This window comes from Methylomonas sp. Uni0011 (genome assembly GCF_056850255.1).
Genome location: NZ_JBVVNO010000004.1, coordinates 148309 through 167152, shown reverse-complemented (window position 1 = coordinate 167152; position 18844 = coordinate 148309). Strand labels below are relative to the sequence as shown.

At 58.3% G+C, this 18844-nt stretch carries 24 protein-coding genes; 22 read left to right on the top strand and 2 right to left on the bottom strand.

Going from position 1 to position 18844, the window contains the following annotated elements; translation table 11 throughout:
- Positions 1 to 7: 7 nt before the first annotated feature.
- Entirely contained in the window at positions 8 to 1030 is a 1023-nt protein-coding gene (locus AC0IM9_RS08020) for an efflux RND transporter periplasmic adaptor subunit (RefSeq protein ID WP_482803650.1), read from the bottom strand.
- Positions 1031 to 1204: 174 nt separating this feature from the next.
- Between AC0IM9_RS08020 and gcvH the strand changes: the two genes are divergently transcribed.
- The 12 genes from gcvH (at position 1205) to AC0IM9_RS07960 (ending at position 11298) form a co-directional block, all read left to right on the top strand.
- Positions 1205 to 1588, top strand: coding sequence for a glycine cleavage system protein GcvH (gcvH, locus tag AC0IM9_RS08015; protein WP_140914378.1), 384 nt, complete (start codon positions 1205 to 1207; stop codon positions 1586 to 1588).
- A gap of 9 nt (positions 1589 to 1597) precedes the next feature.
- Positions 1598 to 1957, top strand: a complete 360-nt coding sequence (locus tag AC0IM9_RS08010; protein WP_140914379.1) for a diacylglycerol kinase — start codon at positions 1598 to 1600, stop codon at positions 1955 to 1957.
- Between the two features lie 100 nt (positions 1958 to 2057).
- Positions 2058 to 2990 (top strand): carbohydrate kinase family protein, encoded by a 933-nt coding sequence (locus AC0IM9_RS08005; RefSeq protein ID WP_482803649.1) that lies wholly within the window; start codon positions 2058 to 2060, stop codon positions 2988 to 2990.
- Entirely contained in the window at positions 2987 to 3802 is an 816-nt protein-coding gene (gene mazG, locus AC0IM9_RS08000; protein WP_482803648.1) for a nucleoside triphosphate pyrophosphohydrolase, read from the top strand. Before AC0IM9_RS08005 ends, mazG begins: the two co-directional genes overlap by 4 nt.
- A 160-nt stretch (positions 3803 to 3962) precedes the next feature.
- Entirely contained in the window at positions 3963 to 4388 is a 426-nt protein-coding gene (locus AC0IM9_RS07995; RefSeq protein ID WP_482803647.1) for a hypothetical protein, read from the top strand.
- A gap of 108 nt (positions 4389 to 4496) precedes the next feature.
- Positions 4497 to 5015, top strand: a complete 519-nt coding sequence (locus AC0IM9_RS07990; RefSeq protein ID WP_445371642.1) for a 3'-5' exonuclease — start codon at positions 4497 to 4499, stop codon at positions 5013 to 5015.
- A gap of 46 nt (positions 5016 to 5061) precedes the next feature.
- Entirely contained in the window at positions 5062 to 7428 is a 2367-nt protein-coding gene (locus tag AC0IM9_RS07985) for a phosphoketolase family protein (protein WP_445371641.1), read from the top strand.
- A 123-nt stretch (positions 7429 to 7551) separates the two neighbouring features.
- Positions 7552 to 7887: a UPF0175 family protein gene (locus AC0IM9_RS07980; RefSeq protein WP_186289697.1), complete on the top strand. Its 336-nt coding sequence runs from the start codon at positions 7552 to 7554 to the stop codon at positions 7885 to 7887.
- Positions 7875 to 8357: a PIN domain-containing protein gene (locus tag AC0IM9_RS07975; RefSeq protein WP_140914386.1), complete on the top strand. Its 483-nt coding sequence runs from the start codon at positions 7875 to 7877 to the stop codon at positions 8355 to 8357. The genes AC0IM9_RS07980 and AC0IM9_RS07975 overlap by 13 nt, the downstream gene beginning before the upstream one ends.
- A 103-nt stretch (positions 8358 to 8460) precedes the next feature.
- The gene (locus tag AC0IM9_RS07970; protein WP_445371640.1) at positions 8461 to 10053 is read left to right on the top strand and encodes an ExeA family protein; all 1593 of its coding nucleotides are present in this window, start codon (positions 8461 to 8463) and stop codon (positions 10051 to 10053) included.
- A gap of 10 nt (positions 10054 to 10063) precedes the next feature.
- A complete protein-coding gene (locus AC0IM9_RS07965) occupies positions 10064 to 10846 on the top strand; it encodes a general secretion pathway protein GspB (protein ID WP_482803646.1) in 783 nt (260 codons plus the stop codon).
- Positions 10847 to 10968: 122 nt separating this feature from the next.
- On the top strand, positions 10969 to 11298 hold the full coding sequence (locus AC0IM9_RS07960) for a hypothetical protein (RefSeq protein ID WP_140911519.1): 330 nt from the start codon (positions 10969 to 10971) through the stop codon (positions 11296 to 11298).
- A gap of 60 nt (positions 11299 to 11358) precedes the next feature.
- On the opposite strand, the gene AC0IM9_RS07955 is transcribed toward AC0IM9_RS07960, so the two are convergent.
- On the bottom strand, positions 11359 to 11784 hold the full coding sequence (locus AC0IM9_RS07955; RefSeq protein ID WP_482803645.1) for a hypothetical protein: 426 nt from the start codon (positions 11782 to 11784) through the stop codon (positions 11359 to 11361).
- A 307-nt stretch (positions 11785 to 12091) separates the two neighbouring features.
- Here AC0IM9_RS07955 and AC0IM9_RS07950 point away from each other — a divergent pair, with 307 nt between their 5' ends.
- The 10 genes from AC0IM9_RS07950 to AC0IM9_RS07905 all read left to right on the top strand — a co-directional run bounded on the left by AC0IM9_RS07950 (position 12092) and on the right by AC0IM9_RS07905 (position 18320).
- Positions 12092 to 13177, top strand: coding sequence for a hydrogenase small subunit (locus AC0IM9_RS07950; protein WP_313901401.1), 1086 nt, complete (start codon positions 12092 to 12094; stop codon positions 13175 to 13177).
- Positions 13178 to 13179: 2 nt separating this feature from the next.
- On the top strand, positions 13180 to 14976 hold the full coding sequence (locus tag AC0IM9_RS07945) for a nickel-dependent hydrogenase large subunit (protein WP_482803644.1): 1797 nt from the start codon (positions 13180 to 13182) through the stop codon (positions 14974 to 14976).
- Positions 14977 to 15031: 55 nt separating this feature from the next.
- Positions 15032 to 15235 carry a hypothetical protein gene (locus AC0IM9_RS07940; RefSeq protein ID WP_482803643.1) on the top strand — a complete coding sequence of 68 codons (204 nt, stop codon included), beginning with the start codon at positions 15032 to 15034 and terminating at the stop codon, positions 15233 to 15235.
- Complete coding sequence (gene cybH / locus AC0IM9_RS07935) at positions 15232 to 15924, top strand: Ni/Fe-hydrogenase, b-type cytochrome subunit (RefSeq protein ID WP_482803642.1); 693 nt, start codon at positions 15232 to 15234, stop codon at positions 15922 to 15924. The genes AC0IM9_RS07940 and cybH overlap by 4 nt, the downstream gene beginning before the upstream one ends.
- Positions 15921 to 16607, top strand: coding sequence for a HyaD/HybD family hydrogenase maturation endopeptidase (locus tag AC0IM9_RS07930; protein WP_482803641.1), 687 nt, complete (start codon positions 15921 to 15923; stop codon positions 16605 to 16607). The genes cybH and AC0IM9_RS07930 overlap by 4 nt, the downstream gene beginning before the upstream one ends.
- Positions 16607 to 16903, top strand: coding sequence for a HypC/HybG/HupF family hydrogenase formation chaperone (gene hypC, locus AC0IM9_RS07925; RefSeq protein WP_278210536.1), 297 nt, complete (start codon positions 16607 to 16609; stop codon positions 16901 to 16903). The genes AC0IM9_RS07930 and hypC overlap by 1 nt, the downstream gene beginning before the upstream one ends.
- Entirely contained in the window at positions 16900 to 17316 is a 417-nt protein-coding gene (locus AC0IM9_RS07920) for a thioredoxin domain-containing protein (RefSeq protein ID WP_482803640.1), read from the top strand. The genes hypC and AC0IM9_RS07920 overlap by 4 nt, the downstream gene beginning before the upstream one ends.
- Before the next feature lie 225 nt (positions 17317 to 17541).
- Positions 17542 to 17766 (top strand): addiction module protein, encoded by a 225-nt coding sequence (locus AC0IM9_RS07915; protein WP_482803639.1) that lies wholly within the window; start codon positions 17542 to 17544, stop codon positions 17764 to 17766.
- On the top strand, positions 17763 to 18056 hold the full coding sequence (locus tag AC0IM9_RS07910; protein WP_482803638.1) for a type II toxin-antitoxin system RelE/ParE family toxin: 294 nt from the start codon (positions 17763 to 17765) through the stop codon (positions 18054 to 18056). The genes AC0IM9_RS07915 and AC0IM9_RS07910 overlap by 4 nt, the downstream gene beginning before the upstream one ends.
- Positions 18057 to 18086: 30 nt before the next feature.
- Positions 18087 to 18320 carry a hypothetical protein gene (locus tag AC0IM9_RS07905; RefSeq protein ID WP_482803637.1) on the top strand — a complete coding sequence of 78 codons (234 nt, stop codon included), beginning with the start codon at positions 18087 to 18089 and terminating at the stop codon, positions 18318 to 18320.
- Positions 18321 to 18844: the final 524 nt, after the last annotated feature.

Here is an 18844-nt window from a genome sequence, read left to right as displayed (position 1 = left end):
TCGGCCGCTAATCGTTATCCTCTTCCGGAATCTGCGCTTTCAGCATTTGCGACAACAGCGTTTGCGCGCCGCTGGTGACGATTTCTTCGCCCGGATGTAAACCTTCGGCGACGAAATAATGTCCGCCGTTGACGGAATAGGCGGCCAGTGGCCGGCGGTTGAAATGGGTCGCATCGGTTTTGACGAATACCCAGGCTTGACCCGTGTGCCAAACCACTGCCGATTGCGGCAGGTCTACGCCGGTTTCGCCGGCCGGACCGCTGGGCAACCAGGCCGTGACGTGGGTGCCCAACGGCCAGCGGCATTGGCCGCACTTGAAAAAATAGCGCTGGCCCAGCGTAACCGGATCGGCTAACGGCGCGGCCGAGACCAGTTCGGCACTGAGCGCGGACTGGCGTTGTCCGGCCGGATCGACTTGAATCCGGACCACGCCGGGTTCCAGACGGCTGCCGGCCGGCAGTGTGATTTGCAGTAGTTGCGCCCGGTGTTCGAGCAGTTCGGCGGCGGCTTTGTGCTGCGGGTGGGTGAACCACTCGGTCAATGTGTCGCCCCAGGTCAAACGACTGTTGGCGGCGATTAGTTGCTGCTGGTAACTGTTGGCGGCCAGATTGGCTTGGTCGGCATCGCGTATCGCCTGCTGCTCCTGCAAACGGCGGGTGGAAACGATGTCCTGGCGGTGCAGGTCGCGGGTGCGGTTTAAATTGTGTTCGGCTTCGCTGAAGCGGGAACGGGCTCCGGCATGCTGGGCGCTCGCCGCCAGAAATTGCTGGCGCACCGCCAATAACGGTTCCGGGTTCAACACGGTGCCGTAGGCGGTGGATTCGGGTTGTCGGCGTACCGCCTGCAACGGTTGGCTGCGAATACCGGCCAGGTTTTGGGCGGTCGCATCCAGGGTCAGCGTTTCCGCCTGTACCGAGACTGTCGCCGGGGCTGTGGCGGGAGCTGCCGGCGCATCGTCGTCATCGCTCGCGGCGGCGGCCAATATGGAAAAACAGCCTAATAAGCCGGCCAGGGCATAAGCGCTAAGCATGAACTGGGTCGAAGGGTTGGGTGAACAAATCCGGCCGTCGGCGTTCGCTGCCGGCCGGGAGCGGAGTCGGCGCAGATTATAAAGTTCGCGGCCGCGGGGCCGACATTTTTTTGTTGTGTTAAAAAATTAGCCGGTTATGCTGTTTCGGATTGATTACGGCTAGAGGGACACCCCATGACAGAAGCACCAGAAAATTTGAAATACGCGCAAACCCACGAATGGGCCAAGTTGGAAGACGACAGCATTGTGCGTGTCGGTATTACCGATTTTGCCCAGTCCGAATTGGGCGATATCGTCTTCATCGGTTTGCCGGAGGTCGGTCGCGTCGTCAAAGCGCAAGAGCAATTGGCCGTGGTCGAGTCGGTCAAGACCGCATCCGATTTGTTCAGCCCGGTCGGCGGCAGTGTCGTCGCGGTCAACGAGGCGGTGCAGGACGCACCGGAACTGGTCAATGAAAATGCATACCAAACCTGGCTGTTTTGCATCCGGGCCGACGATCCTGCCGAACTGGACCAGTTGTTGGACGCGCAGGGTTACCAAGATTTTATAGAGGCATAAGAACCACCGATGGCTAACCAAAACGCAAAGGGTTTGCGGCGCTTGATCAACGCCTGTTTTTTTTCGATTGCCGGCTTCAAGGCCACTTGGCAGCATGAGGAGGCGTTTCGCCAGGAAGTGGCATTGTTCGTCGTGACCACGCCGCTGGCCTTGTGGCTGGGGCAAACCGCGATAGAAAAGGTGTTGCTGATCGGTAGCGTGGTGTTGGTGCTGCTGGTGGAATTGTTGAATTCCGCGGTCGAAGCCGTCGTCGATCGGGTCGGTTTCGAACACCACGAATTGTCGGGCCGGGCCAAGGACATCGGTTCGGCGGCGGTGATGCTGTCGTTGATTTGGGCGGCGGCGACCTGGGGCATGATACTGCTGTAGGCGACAGGCGGTTTGGCTTGTTTCGCCTGCTATCTTGTACCCGTCAGCAACATCCGTTACCTTAGGGCCGCTAAAGTTTAGTCAAACCCAAAGGAAAACAATGAGTGCATTGATCTGTGGCTCCATGGCCTACGACACCATCATGGTGTTTCACGACAAATTCAAAAACCACATCCTGCCGGAAAAAGTCCACATCTTGAACGTGTCGTTTCTGGTGCCGGCGATGCGCCGCGAATACGGCGGTTGCGCCGGCAATATCGCCTACAATCTGAAGTTGTTGCAGGAAGAGCCCTGGATCATGGCGACCGTGGGCCACGATTTCGAGCCGTATGCGCAATGGCTCAGCCAATGCGGCATCAGCAGTCGTTACATCAAGGTGTTGGACGACCATTACACCGGTCAGGCCTATATCACTACCGACCAGGACGATAACCAGATCACCGCATTCCATCCGGGAGCGATGAATTTCTCGCATTTCAACAGCGTGCCGCTGGACGCGGAAATCACGATCGGCATCGTCTCGCCGGACGGCAAGCAAGGCATGCAGGAGCACGCCGCCCAGTTCGTCGAGCAGGGCATCCCGTTCATTTTCGATCCCGGCCAAGGCATGCCGATGTTCGACGGCGCGGAACTGTTGCAGTTTTTGGAACAGGCTAATTACGCCACCTTCAACGATTACGAATTCGAACTGCTGCAACAGCGTACCGGTCTGACGCCGGAACAAATCGCCGAAAAGGTCGACGCCCTGATCGTGACCTTGGGCAGCCAGGGCTCCAAAGTCTATACCCGCGGCGAGGTCATCGACATTCCGCCGGCCAATCCCAAACAAATTCTCGACCCGACCGGTTGCGGCGACGCTTACCGCGCCGGTTTGTTGTTCGGTTTGAGCAACGATTACGACTGGGAGGTCACCGGCCGCATCGCCTCGCTGCTGGGGGCGATCAAGATCGAGCACAACGGTACCCAGAACCATACCTTCACGATGGCGGAATTCAAAAAACGCTATCAGGAAACCTTCGGTTCCACGTTTTGAGTTTAAGCAAGACGCAGGAATTGCTCGGCTTGATGTCCCGCTTGCGCGATCCGGAAACGGGTTGCGCCTGGGATCTGAAGCAGGATTTCCATAGCCTGATTCCGTATACCATCGAAGAAGCCTACGAGGTCGCCGATGCGATCGAGCGCAATGACTTCGAGGATTTGCGCGGCGAGCTGGGTGATCTGTTGTTGCAGGTCGTGTTTCATTCGCAAATTGCGCAGGAGCGCGGCCTGTTCGATTTTGAACAAGTCGCCGCCGCGATCGGCGAAAAACTGGTTTCCCGCCATCCGCACGTCTTCGCCGGCGTCAAATTCGACAACGACGAGCAACGCCAGCAGGCCTGGGACGAAGCCAAAGCCGAGGAACGCAAGCGAAAGCAACCGCAACAACACGCCGAAAGCGTGCTGGCCGGCGTCGCCCAAAGTCTGCCGGCCTTGGTGCAATGCGAGAAAATCCAGAACAGGGCGGCCAGCCACGGCTTCGACTGGCCGGATACCGAGCCGGTGTTCGAAAAAGTGCGGGAGGAATTGCAGGAGGTGCACGAAGCCTGGCAGTCCGGCGATCAGACCCATGTCCACGAGGAAGTCGGCGACCTGTTGCTGGTGGCGGTCAATCTGGCCCGGCATTTGAAAGTCAATCCGGAGATTGCCTTGCGCGATGCCACCAAAAAATTTACCCGTCGTTTCAATTACATCGAAAAGGAAGTTGCAGCCTCCGGCCGGCAATTGCGCGACTGCGAGCTGGCCGAACTGGACGATTTATGGAACCAGGCCAAGCGCACCCTGAAAAAATCGCAAAGCCATGTTTGATTCGCGCCGATTCGAATTAATTAGCCTGGCTCGTAGACACTCTGTGGCCGTCATTCCCGCGAAAGCGGGAATCCAGCGTGGAGGCCGGGCTCCAGCTTTCACGGAAACCAAGATATTTAAGGGGCCGGTTAATAGTCGCTTTACGTTGCTTGCTTGTTACTTGAGTCTCCTGATCGGTTTGTCGGTCGTTAGCGGTTTGGCCCACGCCGAATTGCTGGGCAGCATCTCCGACGACACCGCGCCGAAAGCGCAGCCGGAACTTGCGCCAGCCGGCAAAAACGACGGCCGCCGCATCGTTTATCGGGTGATCTGCTCGCCGGAAGATCAGGACTTGCCGGACTGCGACCGTGCCGCAGTCGACGAAACCGGCAATGGGGACAGCGCGGCAAGCTTGCCGACGCCCGACCTGCCGCCGGACCGCGACGATCTGGCCGAGGCTGCCGTGCCGATCAATGCCGCGCCGGCCGCGCCACCGTCGCCGAGCGAGACCGGTGCGCATTCCAAAAAGCGTGCGCATAGTAAATCGGCCAAAAAAGCGCAGGCTGCCTCGAAAAAAACGGCCGCCAAAACCCGGCCGCATCGATAGTGCCTTTTCCGCCTTTGGCGATTTGGGCGCCATTCCCGAAAATCCTTACGTTAACTGGGTCTTTGCGCTAGGCTTACTGAATCAGCCCGCACGCAAAAGGATACGCAGATGCAGCCCCTCAGACCGAATGTGCTCGATTTTGAAGCGTCCGGCTTCGGTGTCGACAGTTACCCGATCGAAGTTGGCGTCGTTTTGGGTTCCGGCCAAAAATACTGCGCTTTGATCCGGCCGGCCGGCAATTGGGTGTATTGGGACGACCAGGCCGAACAGGTGCACGGCCTGAGCCGGGACACGTTGCTGAACTACGGTAAACCGATACGACAAGTGGCCGCCGAACTCAATGAGTTTTTAGCCGGCAGAACCGTGTATTGCGACGGTTGGGTGGTCGACAAACCCTGGCTGTCCCGCCTGTTTTACCAGTCCGGCCTGCAACCGAGTTTTTACCTCAGCGCTCTGGAAATGATTCTCAGAGAAACCCAAATGGAAATCTGGAACCATACCAAGCACCAGGTAATCCAGGAATTTGCGTTGCATCGCCATCGGGCCAGCACTGACGCCTTAATCATTCAGGAAACTTATGCCCGCACCCGGCAACTAAGCGATGCCGGCGGCTATGCGCCGGCCTGACCGCGACAGCGATGTGCGGCGTTTTTAACCCAACGGTGAAGCAACGATGAATAAGAGCACTCCAGTTTCCGATAACGAATTGCAACAGATAAACGCCTATTGGCGCGCCTGCAATTACCTGGCCGCCGGTATGATTTACCTGCGCGACAATCCGTTGCTGCGCCAGCCCTTGCAGCCCGAACACATCAAGCGCCGCCTGCTCGGCCATTGGGGCTCCAGTCCGGGTCTGAGTTTTGCCTATGTGCATTTGAACCGGATCATCAAGCAATACGACCAGAGCGTATTGTTCATCGCCGGCCCCGGCCACGGCGCGCCCGGCGTATTGGCGCCGGCCTATCTGGAAGGCAGCTACAGCGAGATCTACCCGAATAAGGGCGAGGACGAAGAGGGCATGCGCCAGTTCTTCAAAGAGTTCTCGTTTCCGGGCGGCATTGGCAGCCATTGCACGCCGGAAACGCCGGGTTCGATCCACGAGGGCGGCGAGCTGGGTTACAGCATTTCCCACGCTTTCGGCGCAGCCTTCGACAACCCGGATTTGCTGGTCGCGGCCGTAGTCGGCGACGGCGAGGCCGAAACCGCGGCGCTGGCGACGTCCTGGCATTCCAACAAATTTCTGAATCCGGCCCGCGACGGCGCGGTGTTGCCGATCCTGCATTTGAACGGCTACAAGATCAACAACCCGACGCTGTTGTCGCGCATCTCCCATCAGGAGCTGGAGGATTTGTTCAAAGGCTACGGCTGGACGCCGTATTTCGTCGAAGGCGACGAGCCGCTGGCGATGCACCGGAAAATGGCCGAGACGCTGGACGCTTGTTTACTGGAAATCCGCGAGATACAGCAGGCGGCTCGCAACGGCGGTGAAGTGACGCGGCCGCGTTGGCCGATGATCGTGCTGCGTTCGCCGAAAGGCTGGACCGGGCCCAAGTTCGTCGACGACCATAAAGTCGAAGGTTTCTGGCGCGCTCACCAAGTGCCGATGGCCGCGGTGAGAGAAAATCCGGCGCATTTGCAACAACTGGAAGACTGGCTGCGTAGCTACAAACCGGAAGAATTGTTCGACGCCGACGGCCGTTTGCTGCCGGAACTGAAAGCCCTGGCCCCGCAAGGCCAGCGCCGGATGAGCGTGACACCCCACGCCAACGGCGGTGTAATGCGGCGGGCGCTGCGGATGCCGGATTTTCGCGATTACGCGGCGGCCTTGCCCGGCCCCGGCAAAATCAGCGCCGAAAACACCCGCCCGCTCGGCCAGTTCCTGCGCGACATCATGGCCGACAATATGGCCAACTTCCGCGTGTTTGGTCCGGACGAGAATAGCTCCAACAAGCTGGATGCGATTTACGCCGCCAGCAAGAAAACCTGGCTGGCCGACTTCCTGCCGGAAGATGCCGACGGTGGCGAGCTGTCTGTCGATGGCCGGGTCATGGAAATGCTGTCGGAACACACGCTGGAAGGCTGGCTGGAAGGCTATTTGCTGACCGGCCGCCACGGCTTTTTCTCGACCTACGAAGCCTTCGTCCACGTCATCGACTCGATGTTCAATCAGCACGCCAAGTGGCTGGCGATGATGCAGGCGGTCTCCTGGCGGGCGCCGGTGTCGTCGTTGAACCTGCTGATCACATCCACCGTTTGGCGCCAGGACCACAATGGTTTTACCCACCAGGACCCCGGTTTTTTGGACCTGGTGGTCAATAAAAGCCCGGCGGTCACCCGTATTTATTTACCGCCGGACGTCAACTGCCTGTTGGCCGTCGCCGACCATTGCCTGCGCAGCACCAACTACGTCAACGTCATCGTTTGCGACAAACAAAAGCACCTGCAATATCTGGACATCGACGCGGCGATCAAACACTGCACCAAAGGCATCGGCATTTGGGACTGGGCCAGCAACGATGCCGGCGCCGAGCCGGATTTGGTGATGGCCAGCGCCGGCGACATCCCGACCAAGGAGGCTCTGGCCGCGACCGTGATCCTGCGCGAACACTTTCCGGAGTTGAAAGTCCGCTTCGTCAACGTCGTCGATTTATACAAACTGACGCCGGCCAGCGAGCACCCGCACGGCTTGAGCGACAAGGATTTCGACAGCCTGTTCACGCTGGACAAACCGATTCTGTTCAACTTCCACGGCTACCCGTGGTTGATCCACCGCCTGGCCTACCGCCGCACCAACCATAAAAATCTGCATGTGCGCGGCTACAAGGAAAAAGGCAGCATCAACACGCCGCTGGAGTTGGCGATTCAAAACGAAATCGACCGTTTTAGTCTGGTGATCGATGCGATCGACCGCTTGCCCGGCTTGAAAGTCGCCGGCGCCCATGTCAAGGAAAAGATGCGCGACATGCAGATCGAGTGTCGGCATTACGCCTACGAGCATGGTGTGGATTTGCCGGAGGCCGACGACTGGCTTTGGCCCTAAGGTTTCAGGACCGTAGCGAAGCATCCGCGCGTAAGCACCGAGTCTGCTTGGGTATAACCCTAAACCGAATTGCGTTGGCCCGGAGTGTGGACTACACTCCGGGTTTTAATCGGGAGTAGCGCCGTGTACGCCACCAATGTCAGGAATTTGAAAAAAAATCCGTCGGAAGCTTTGCGCCATGCCGAGCAGGAACCGGTGTTGATTTTGAAAGGTAATCAGCCGAATGCGTTACTCTTTAATTTAAAAACGTCGCTGGGCGATATTAACGAACAGCTCAAACCCGCCTTGGCGGCCAGTTTGTTCAAGGACCGGGTGTTGTCGTTGGGCGCCGCCGCGCAAGTCAGCGGCTTGAGTTTGTCGGAGTTTATCGAGCATCTGACTCAGTTGGATATCGATTTGGTGGAGGCCGATCAGCAAACCGGCAAGGAAATGCAGACCCTGGATTCGTGGCTGTCGTAATCGCCGATGCCGGCCCGTTGATCGCGCTGGCCAAGATCGGCCAATTGCCGCTACTGCCGGCGTTGTTCCACCAAATCACCGTCACGCAAGCGGTGGCCGACGAATGCCTTTGCAATCTTACCCGGGATGGCCTGCTGATTCGGCAGGCATTGGCCACGGCTTGGGTGCAATGTGTCGCCAACCCGGAACCTAAACACAAATTATCCAAAAGCCTGGGACCGGGCGAACAGTCCAGTATCGAGTTGGCTTTACAGCGGTCGGGCAAATCACTGCTGATTTTGGATGACGGTCTGGCGCGCAAGCAGGCTTTACGCATGCATTTGGACATCGTTGGCACCGCGGCTGTATTGTTTGCGGGACAGCGTAAAGGCTTGCTCGATAACGCCGAGGCAGCGGTTACCCAGCTCAATCAAGCCGGTTACCGGATTTCCGCCAGCGTGGTTGCGGAATTAAAAAAGGGGCTGCCGTGATCGAGAGGGTTCGCTGGCCGTTTGCAGGACGTACCAGCTTTAACTGCACTTCGCCCGGCTTTAAATCAGCATCTGCCAAGTTTTCTTTGGGATCGCCATTACCTTGTACCAACAATACTTCAACTTCAGCGAAGCGCCGTTTTCGATCTCGCCCGATCCGCATTTCATGTATATGAGCGAGCGGCATCAGGAGGGCCTGGCGCATCTGCTGTACGGCATCGACCGCGGCGGCGGCTTCGTGGCGTTGACCGGCGAGGTCGGTACCGGCAAGACCACGTTGTGCCACTGCTTGCTGCAACAATTGCCGGAAAATATCGATATCGCCTTGATCTTGAATCCCAAGTTGAACGCCATTGAACTGTTGGCGACGATTTGCGACGAGTTGGGCATAGCCCACGAGGCGATGACGGCGAAAAGCCTGATCGATGCGATCAACCGCTATCTGTTGGCGGCTTATGCCAATGGCCGCCGTACCGTGTTGTTGATCGACGAAGCCCAAAATCTGAGCCTGGAAGTGTTGGAGCAGATTCGGCTGCTGACCAATCTGGAAACCAGCAAGGCCAAATTGCTGCAAATTATTCTGGTCGGCCAGCCGGAACTGAACGCGATGCTGGCGCGCCGCGAGTTACGCCAGCTCAACCAGCGCATCACCGCGCGCTACCATCTGTTGCCGCTGTCGTTCGACGAAACCAAAGCTTATATTCAACACCGGTTGCGGGTTTGCCGTGGCAGCCACCGTCTGTTCAGCGCCGCCGCGTTTCGTCTGATCTACCGCTATTCGGCCGGCGTGCCGCGGCTGATCAATATCTTGTGCGATAGAGCCTTGCTCGGCGCCTATGCCACCAACACCGGGCGGATTACGCCGGCCATCGTCAACCGCTCGGCGCGGGAAACGCTGGGGTTGCAGCGTTGGCTGCCGCGATTTTCTGTGTCGATTGCGGCCAGCCTCGTTTTGCTGGCCGGTATGGCGGGGTTTTATGCCTGGCGTCACGGCTTGCCGGCGATACCGCCGGTAAAACCGTTAGCTATTCCAGCAGCGGCTGCGCCGCAACCGCTTGCCGCCCAACCGGGAAGTCCGGCATTTCGCGATTGGCTGGAGCACTCGGCACCGGCGTTCGAGGCCGCACTGGGCGAATTGTTGCGAGTTTGGGGCGTGTCTCTGCCGGCCGATGGGTTGACTGACTGCCATCAGCTGGTGGCCGTATCAGGGCTGCATTGCCTGGCCGGCAAAGGCAATTGGAAGGATGTCCTCGGTCTGGATCGGCCGGTCCTGCTGGAGTTTGTCGACAGCCAGGGCCGCAAGCGCTTCTTGCCGATTCAAGGCGTCGAGCAAGACCAGGCCTTGGTCCAGTCCGGCGCTACGATGCATTTTCCATTGGCCGATGTGCTGGCGGCTTGGGGCGGGAATTATCTGTTATTGTGGCGTTCACCGCGCCCTGGCGCCGCCGATATTGGCGTGGGGCAGAAGTCGGCCGAGGTATTGTGGTTGCGGGAGAAGTTGGGGCAAGTCATGGTTTTGCCGCGGGCCGAGACCGCGCCCGATTCTTTCGATGTGACGCTAAAACAGCAGGTGATCCAATTTCAGCGCCGACAGGGTTTGGCTGCCGACGGTGTCGCCGGCGCCAAAACTTTGATCGAACTCGATAATTTAACCGGCGCCGCCGATTCGCCACATTTGCAGGCCGGCCGGCACTAGGGTTTTAGACATGTCTTACATCCTGAACGCATTGCGCAAATCGGAACGGGAGCGGCAAGCCAGCCAACCGGATACGGTCGCCAGCCGAATCGTGCTGCAACAGGCGCCGGAGCGGCAAGCGGCGGCCAAAATCATCGCGGCGTTATTGGCGGTCAACGCGGCAATTCTGGCCTATTTTCTCGGCATCGCACCGCGGATGGCCGCGCACGACAACCCCCCGCCTGCTACGTCGATTCAGTTGCCGCCGCAGCCACTGGCGGAGTCGAACCGGCCCGACCCGGCCGACCGGCTGCCGTTGCCGGCGAAGCCTACGCCCAAGGCCAAGCTGGAGCCGGCCCACGTTGCCGCTGCGGCTGCAGCCGCCGTTAAACCGGTCGAGGCCAAAAAACCGCCGCTCGAGCCGGTCAAACCGGCTGCAGTTCAGCCGCCGCCCGATCCGTTCGTTGCCGCCAAGCCGTTGCCGGAGCCTGGCGTCCCCAGCCCTGTCGCCCAGGCAGTTCCTCCAATCCGCGAGACAGTTACCGAGCCGGTCCCAGCGGCGGCCCCGCTGCCGGCTAAACCCGCGCTGCAAACGCTGGAAGACCTGCCGGCGGACGTACGCCAGTCCTTGCCCGCGTTGCCGATCAATGTCTACAGTTATTCGCCGGTCCCGGCCGAACGCTTCGTCATGATCGATATGGTCAAATACGTGCCGGGCCAGATGATCAAAGACCGGCTGGAGTTGAAACAGATCATGGAAGACGGCATCGTCGTCAACTACGGCGGCCACCTGTTTAAAATCAAGCGGCAGTGATTGCTAAGCGGCGGTGGCCTTGATAGCCTATGCCGGCCGAGCCGTGACGGAACGGGCCGGCGGATTCTAGCCAGGAGTGGCGCTTAGATAACTATAACAATACCGATACCAGAGCCCTCCGTATGAAACTGGAAACCCAATTTAGCAAAGCTCAACTGCAACGCATCAACATCCAATCCATCCTGTATTTGTGTTCCTGCCCGTCCCAGGTCGGCGTACAGATCGACAGTTTGCGTCACCTGTTCGATTACCAGGCGAATTGCGCCGACCGCAGCCGGAGCGAGGTGCAAACCAAGGTCCACGCCCGCATCGCCGAAGCCAGCGAGCAAGCGCACCGAATCATGGAGCAGTGCCTGAAAGACGTCTTGGAACTGGAAGGCTGGGACATGGAGACGCTGGAAATGCCGGCCGGCCTGCGGACCTTATTGGAGCAGGAAATCGACGGCGAATAGCTGTCGCGCTGCAAGGCTGAGGCGCCGCAATATTGGCAGCGGCGGTTGACGCTCCGCGCTTTATTGGCCGTATTTTTTCTCCAGTTCTTGCGCCAGCGCTTCGGCTTCGGCGTCGGACATGTTTTCCAATTCCTGCAAGGTTTTACCGGTGATTTGCTTCACCGCCGCGGCGCCCTGGCCGCTGCTCAATAGCGCGCGGGCTTCCGCCGATAATCGTTCCGTTTCTTCCTGGTTTTGCCGGATTTGGGCTTGGTAGAGCCGGTCGACTTCGGCGTCTGTCTTGCCCTGCGCCGCCACGCCCAACGCTTTGCGTTTGTCGTCCATCACCTCCGGCTCCGCCTTGGCAGCATCCGGCATTTTTTGCGCTTGCTGTTGCCTGGCCCGCTCGGCGGTTGCTTTGGCTTCCAATGCCGGGTCCCAGTCGGCCCGTGCCGCCTGGCTGCCGATCAAGGCGATGAAGGTCAGTATCAAAATCCGCGTCGTCATAAAACTCTCCTGTCATGTTCGGCCGCTTTATCCGCAAGCGGGTCGCGGTCGGTTTTGTTTGTTTTGCGGCAAATCGTTGCGGTTATTGTCGAGTTTGTAACATAGCCGACACGCACACGGCGCGGCCGCGGCATATTTTCTTACGATTCACAGGGTTTTGGTCGGGCCGATACGTCGGCATGGATGTTGCTCTTTCTCTGCGGGCCGAGGCGGCGCTGCCGTCTCCATAATAATAAACTGAGTAACGGCATAAACACGCGCGACTGGGCCGCACATGACTCCGGGTTGCGCCGTGCCGGGAGTGTCCATGATCGAAACCTTTTACGATGTGATGCGCCGGCAGGGCATCACCCGCCGCAGCTTCTTGAAGTTTTGCAGCCTGACCGCCGCCTCGCTGGGTTTGAGCCCGGCCTTCGCGCCGAAAATCGCCCATGCGATGGAAACCAAGCCGCGGATTCCGGTGTTGTGGCTGCATGGTCTGGAGTGTACCTGCTGTTCCGAATCCTTCATCCGTTCCGGCCATCCGCTGGCTAAAGACGTGATTCTGTCGATGTTGTCCCTGGACTACGACGACACCATCATGGCATCCGCCGGCCATCAGGCCGAAGCCATCGTTGACGAGATCGTCGAAAAATACAAAGGCAATTACATCCTGGCCGTGGAAGGCAATCCGCCGCTGGCCGAGGACGGCATGTACTGCATCATCGGCGGCAAGCCGTTTGTCGAGCAACTCAAATACGCCGCCGAAAGCTGCAAGGCCATCATTTCCTGGGGTTCCTGCGCCTCCTGGGGTTGCGTGCAGGCCGCCAAGCCCAATCCGACCCGCGCCACGCCGGTCCACAAAGTGCCGGGCCTGGCCAATAAACCCATCATCAAAGTCCCCGGTTGCCCGCCGATCGCCGAAGTCATGACCGCGGTGGTGGCGTATTTGCTGACTTTTGACAAACTGCCGACGCTGGACAAACAAGGCCGGCCGCAGATGTTTTACAGCCAGCGCATCCACGACAAATGCTATAGAAGGCCGCATTTCGACGCCGGCCAGTTCGTCGAACAATGGGACGACGAGGCGGCGCGGATGGGTCACTGTCTGTACAAAATGGGCTGCAAAGGACCGACCACTTACAACGCCTGCTCCACCGTGAAATGGAACGAAGGCACCTCGTTTCCGATCCAGTCAGGCCACGGCTGTATCGGTTGTTCCGAGGACGGTTTCTGGGATAAGGGCAGTTTCTACGACCGCCTGACCGGCATCAACCAGTTCGGTATCGAAGCCAATGCCGACGTAGTCGGCGGCACCGCCGCCGGCATCGTCACCGCCGGCGTCGCCGCTCATGCCGGTCTGACTGCCTTGAACCGCGCCAAACAAGCCGATAAACAACCCGGAGCCGAATAATCATGACCGTCACTGCTACCCCCAACGGTTTTCATCTGAACGACGCCGGCCGCCGCGTGGTGGTCGATCCGGTGACCCGGATCGAAGGCCACATGCGTTGCGAAGTCAATATCGACGAGGAAAACATCATTCGCAACGCAGTGTCCAGCGGCACCATGTGGCGCGGCCTGGAAGTGATTTTGAAAGGCCGCGACCCGCGCGACGCCTGGGCCTTCGTCCAGCGCATCTGCGGCGTTTGCACCGGTACCCACGCCTTGACCTCGGTGCGCGCGGTCGAGGATGCGTTGAAAATCAAAATCCCGGAAAACGCCAACTCGATCCGCAACATCATGCAATTGAGTTTGCAGGCCCACGATCACTTGGTGCATTTCTATCATCTGCACGCGCTGGATTGGGTCAACCCGGTCAACGCGCTGAAAGCCGATCCGGTCGCGGTCTCGGCGTTGCAGCAACAGATTTCGCCGAGCAATCCCAAATCCTCGCCCGGCTATTTCCGCGACACCCAAAACCGCCTGAAAAAATTCGTCGAGTCCGGCCAGCTCGGCCCGTTTAAAAACGGTTACTGGAGCAATCCGGCCTATCTGTTGCCGCCGGAAGCCGATCTGCTGGCGGTGACCCACTATCTGGAAGCGCTGGATTTTCAAAAAGACATCATGAAAATCCGCACCATCTTCGGTGGCAAGGACCCGCATCCGAACTGGCTGGTCGGCGGCGTGCCGTGCGCGATCAATATCGACGGCGTCGGTGCGGTCGGCGCGGTCAATATGGAGCGCTTGAACCTGATTTCGTCGATCATCGACCGCACCATCACTTTTATCGACCAAGTTTACATCCCGGACTTGCTGGCCATCGCCCAGTTCTACAAGAGCTGGCTCTACGGCGGCGGCTTGGCCGGGGCCAGCATGCTGTCCTACGGCGACATTCCGGATAAGGCCAACGACTATTCAGCGGCCAATCTGTTGATGCCGCGCGGCGCGATCATCAACGGCGACCTGAGCAAGGTCTACGAAGTCGATCTGACCGATCCCAAGCAGATTCAGGAATTCGTGCCGCACTCCTGGTACAAGTACGCCGACGAAGCGGTTGGCCTGCATCCGTGGGACGGCGTCACCGAACCGAACTACAAAATCGGCGCTAAAACCAAAGGCGATCGCACCCACATCCAGGAGCTGGACGAATCGGCCAAGTATTCCTGGATCAAGGCACCGCGCTGGAACGGCCACGCGATGGAAGTCGGTCCGCTGGCCCGCTATGTGATCGGTTACGCTCAAGGCAATAAGGAGATCACCGAGCAAATCAATTTTGTCTTGAAAACCCTGGACGTGCCGGTCAGCGCGCTGTTCTCGACGCTGGGCCGCACCGCCGCCCGCGGTTTGGAAGCGCAATGGGCCGCCGGCAAAATGCGTTACTTCATGGACAAGCTGATCGCCAACGTCAAAGCCGGCGATCTGGCTACCGCCAACGTCGAGCGTTGGGACCCGGATACCTGGCCGAGCAGCGTCAAGGGCGTCGGCTTCACCGAAGCCCCGCGCGGCGCGTTGGGCCATTGGCTGAAAATCGAGGATACCAAGATCGCCAACTACCAATGCGTGGTACCGACCACCTGGAACGGTTCGCCGCGCGACGAGCAAGGCAATATCGGCGCGTTCGAGGCTTCGTTGATGAATACCAAGGTCGAGCGTCCGGAAGAACCGGTCGAGATTTTGCGCACCTTGCACAGCTTTGATCCGTGTCTGGCTTGTTCGACCCACGTCATGAGTCCGGACGGCCAGGAACTGACGCGCGTCAAAGTACGGTAGCCCCACTAATTCCCGGTGGCTCCGTATCCCGGTGCCGCCCAGCACGGAGAATACGATGAACAAATTTTTGTTAGCGATGGTTTTGAGCACGCTGGTAAGCGCGGCCCAAGCCCATAACCGGCCCGATCTGGACAGCGTTTCCCATCGGCTCGAACACTTGGCGATGGACAGCGCCAGCCAGCCCTATTTGTATGCGCTGGGTTTGACGGTGATTGCCGGACTGGCCCTGTTCGCCCGTCGCGGAGGGCGGCCGCAATGAGCGCACCGGCCTCTGCGGTCTACGTTTACGAACTGCCGGTCAGACTCTGGCATGGGATTAATGCATTGGCTATCGTGGTACTGGCATTGACCGGTTACCTTATCGCCGAGCCGTTGGCTTCGCCGGCCGGCGAAGCATCGGCACACTTCTTGATGGGCTACATCCGTTTCGCCCATTTCTCCGCCGGTTATATCCTGGCGGTCGGCTTTGTCGGCCGGATTTATTGGGCCTACGCCGGCAACGAACATGCCCGGCAAATCTTCATGCCGCCGGTCTGGAAAGCCCATTTCTGGGACGGGGTCTGGCACGAGCTGCGCTGGTACGCTTTCATAGCCAAAGCCCCGCGGCACTATATCGGCCATAACCCGCTGGCGATTCTGGCGATGCATCTGTTCGTCTGGGGTTTGCTGTTCATGATCGTCACCGGTCTGGCCCTGTACGGGGAAGGCGCCGGCCAGCAAAGCTGGCAATTCGCGCTGTTCACCAGTTGGGTGTTGGCGGCGTTCGGCGACAGTCAAACCGTGCATACCTGGCACCATTTGGTGATGTGGTTCATCGTCTGTTTCGTGCTGATTCACGTCTACGTCGCGGTGCGCGAAGAGAAATTGTCGGGGCAAAGCATGCTGTCGACGATTGCGACTGGCTGGCGCACGTTTAAAAACAACGACCCGATTGACGACGCAGAATGAGCGGTGCGGAACGAAAACGTATTCTGCTGCTCGGCATCGGCAACCTGCTCTGGGCCGACGAAGGCTTCGGCGTGCGCGTTATCGAGCATCTGCAAAAACACTACCGGTTCCCGGATCAGGTGCAGGTTGTCGACGGCGGTACTCAGGGCGTTTATCTGATCGAACACGTGCAAAACGCCGAGGTGCTGGTGGTGTTCGATGCCGTCGATTACGGTTTGGCGCCGGGCACGTTGAAGCGGGTCGAAGACGAAGACGTGCCTAACTTTCTTGGCGCCAAAAAAATGAGCCTGCACCAGACCGGTTTTCAGGAGGTGCTGGCGATGGCGCAAATGCTCGGTGCTTATCCGGAAAGTCTGTTGCTGATTGGCGTCCAGCCGGAAGAACTCGAGGACTACGGTGGCAGTTTAACGTCCAAGGTTAAAGCACAAATCCAGCCGGCCATCGAACTGGCGTTGGCTTATCTGGCCGATCTTGGCGTTGCGGCGGAAGCAGTGGAAACCGAGACCGAATTAGCGGACCCGATTCTGGACATCGGCCGGTACGAAACCGAACGCCCCGACGCCGACAGCGCTTGCCGGTTGGGAGACGAGCGCGTGGTCCGCTCGGCCGCGTTCGAGGTCCGACCGCCGCAACCGCTGACCGACGCGCTGCCTATCGATGTCGATTACCGGGGGAAATACTGATGTGTATCGGCATACCGATGCGGGTGGTCGAGGCTGGCGCCGAGTCGGCCTTGTGCGAATACCGCGGCCAACTCAGCCGTATCGACACCATGCTGGTTGGCGAACAACAACCCGGCGCCTGGTTACTGGTGTTTCTGGACACCGCCCGGGAAGTCATCAGCGCCGACAAAGCCCGGCAAATCGACGACGCTCTGGAAGCGATGCGGCTGGCGATGCAGGGCCACACCAACTTCGACCACCTGTTCGCCGACCTGGTCGAGCGCGAACCCGAATTGCCGGAGTTTTTACGGTCATGAGTGGATTGATCGCCCAACTGCACAGCCGCCACGGCCTGCCGCTTCTGACCGCCGACAATTACGACAACTTCGTTTACGGCAACGCCGATGTGGTGTTGTGCTTTGCCGGCGATCCGGCGGCGTTCCCGGAAAGCGCCGATCTGGCCGTGATTCTGCCCGAATTGCTGAAAGCTTTTCGCGGCTCGCTGCAAGGCGCGCTGGTCGACCGCAGCATCGAACGCGAACTGCAAGCCCGCTACCGCTTCACCGGCTGGCCGACCTTGGTCTTTCTGCGTCACGGCGAATATCTGGGCGCCATCACCGGCCTGCGCGACTGGCCGGAGTACGGCCGGGAAATTGCCCTGATTTTAGCCGCCGAGCCCAGCCAACCGCCGGGGTTTGATTTGGATAAAGTTTGCGGCGGGCATGCCTGATTTAAAAATGTGTCGGTTGGGTTTACCCTGGGGCATAACAGCTCGATAGAGCGTAACCAAACATTTCGAAGCCTGCAGGCCGGAATAAACTCAGCGTTTCCGGCACATGGCTTAGCTCTTTAACAATTTGGTGTCGCTATCGCGACGGGGTGGTGCTTGGACGTATACTAAGAACGCTGCTCCGATACGGGGTGGCATGTTGTTATACTTTTCGGGAGTATCGAAATGAATCTCGCACAACTGGAAGCCGAAATATTTTCCTTACCGCTTCAAGACCGGGCCGCTTTGGTGCAGCGTTTGTTATTGAGCCTTGAGGAAGTTTCTGAGGCTGATTTTGAGCGGTTATGGGGCGAGGAGTCGGCGCGGCGCGTGGCTGATTTCGACTCGGGCAAAGTGCAATCTATTCCCGGCAAGGTAGTTGCCGAGAAAGCCCGTGCATTGATTAAGTGAACTACGAGTTTCTTCCCGAGGCGGAAGCCGAATATCTGGAAGCGATTCGGTTTTATCAAGATAAACAAAATCGGCTTGGTGCGTTGTTGATTGATGACTTCGAACGTGCCGTGAGTTTGATTGTTCAAAAACCGGAAACTTGGCGAATGGTTCATCCAGCAGGTGTCCGCCGCATTGGTCTATCGCATTTTCCTTATTCGGTGTTTTATCGAAATTCTGCCGGGTGCATATTGATTACGGCGTTTGCCCACAATCGGCGTAGGCCGGGATATTGGCTTTCTCGGGTTTAATTAAACAGTCTGAACACGGCGACGGAATTTATGGTTGAAGAAAACGAGATAGTCGATTATGTCGAAGGCGGCACGGCTGTCAGTGTCGATAACTTGGACGGCGAAAAAAGCCGCTATAGCCAAATCGCCCGCGACCAAATAGGCAAAAAGAAAACGATCAGTATTCGGTTATTGGAAAGCGATCTCGAACGGTTGAAGGCGCAGTCGGTTAGCAGGTTGGTGAAAAACTCATTTTTGACCCTGATTCAGTCTGTATTTAGTTGAAGCATGATACTGCAGACACTATATATTGATTAAGCTGACCAAAATTAGCGCCTGAAATATGGTTTTTCACCAACCTGTTAGGCAGGGCTTGCCGTATCAGGTGTTGATTAGTTCGTTGATTCATCAGTATGCGAATGGGAAGATTAAATTTGATGTTTGATGAGTGCGTTTTTCTAGTTTGCTAGTGTTTCTGGTTCCCAACCTCTAGGTTGGGAGCAGTTACCTTGGAAGCTCTAGCTTCCAGTCTTGTCGAGTAAATGTGTCGCTGTCGCGACGGGTGTTTTGAAGTCGGGTCTCGGCCCGACAGCCGAAATACTTTCTTTTGCGTGGCCAAAAGAAAGTATTCAAAGAAAAGGCCACCCGGCATTCCGCCTTAATCCTGCGCTTCTCGCTTTTGCCGAGGGTTTTCGGAAGGGCCATCCCTGGCCCTCCGAAAACGAGCGGCATCCCTGCCGCTCCCCTGCGGGCTATTCTCGCCAAAAGCTGCGATGCTCGGGGCGGAATAACGGGAATAGTCCACTCCA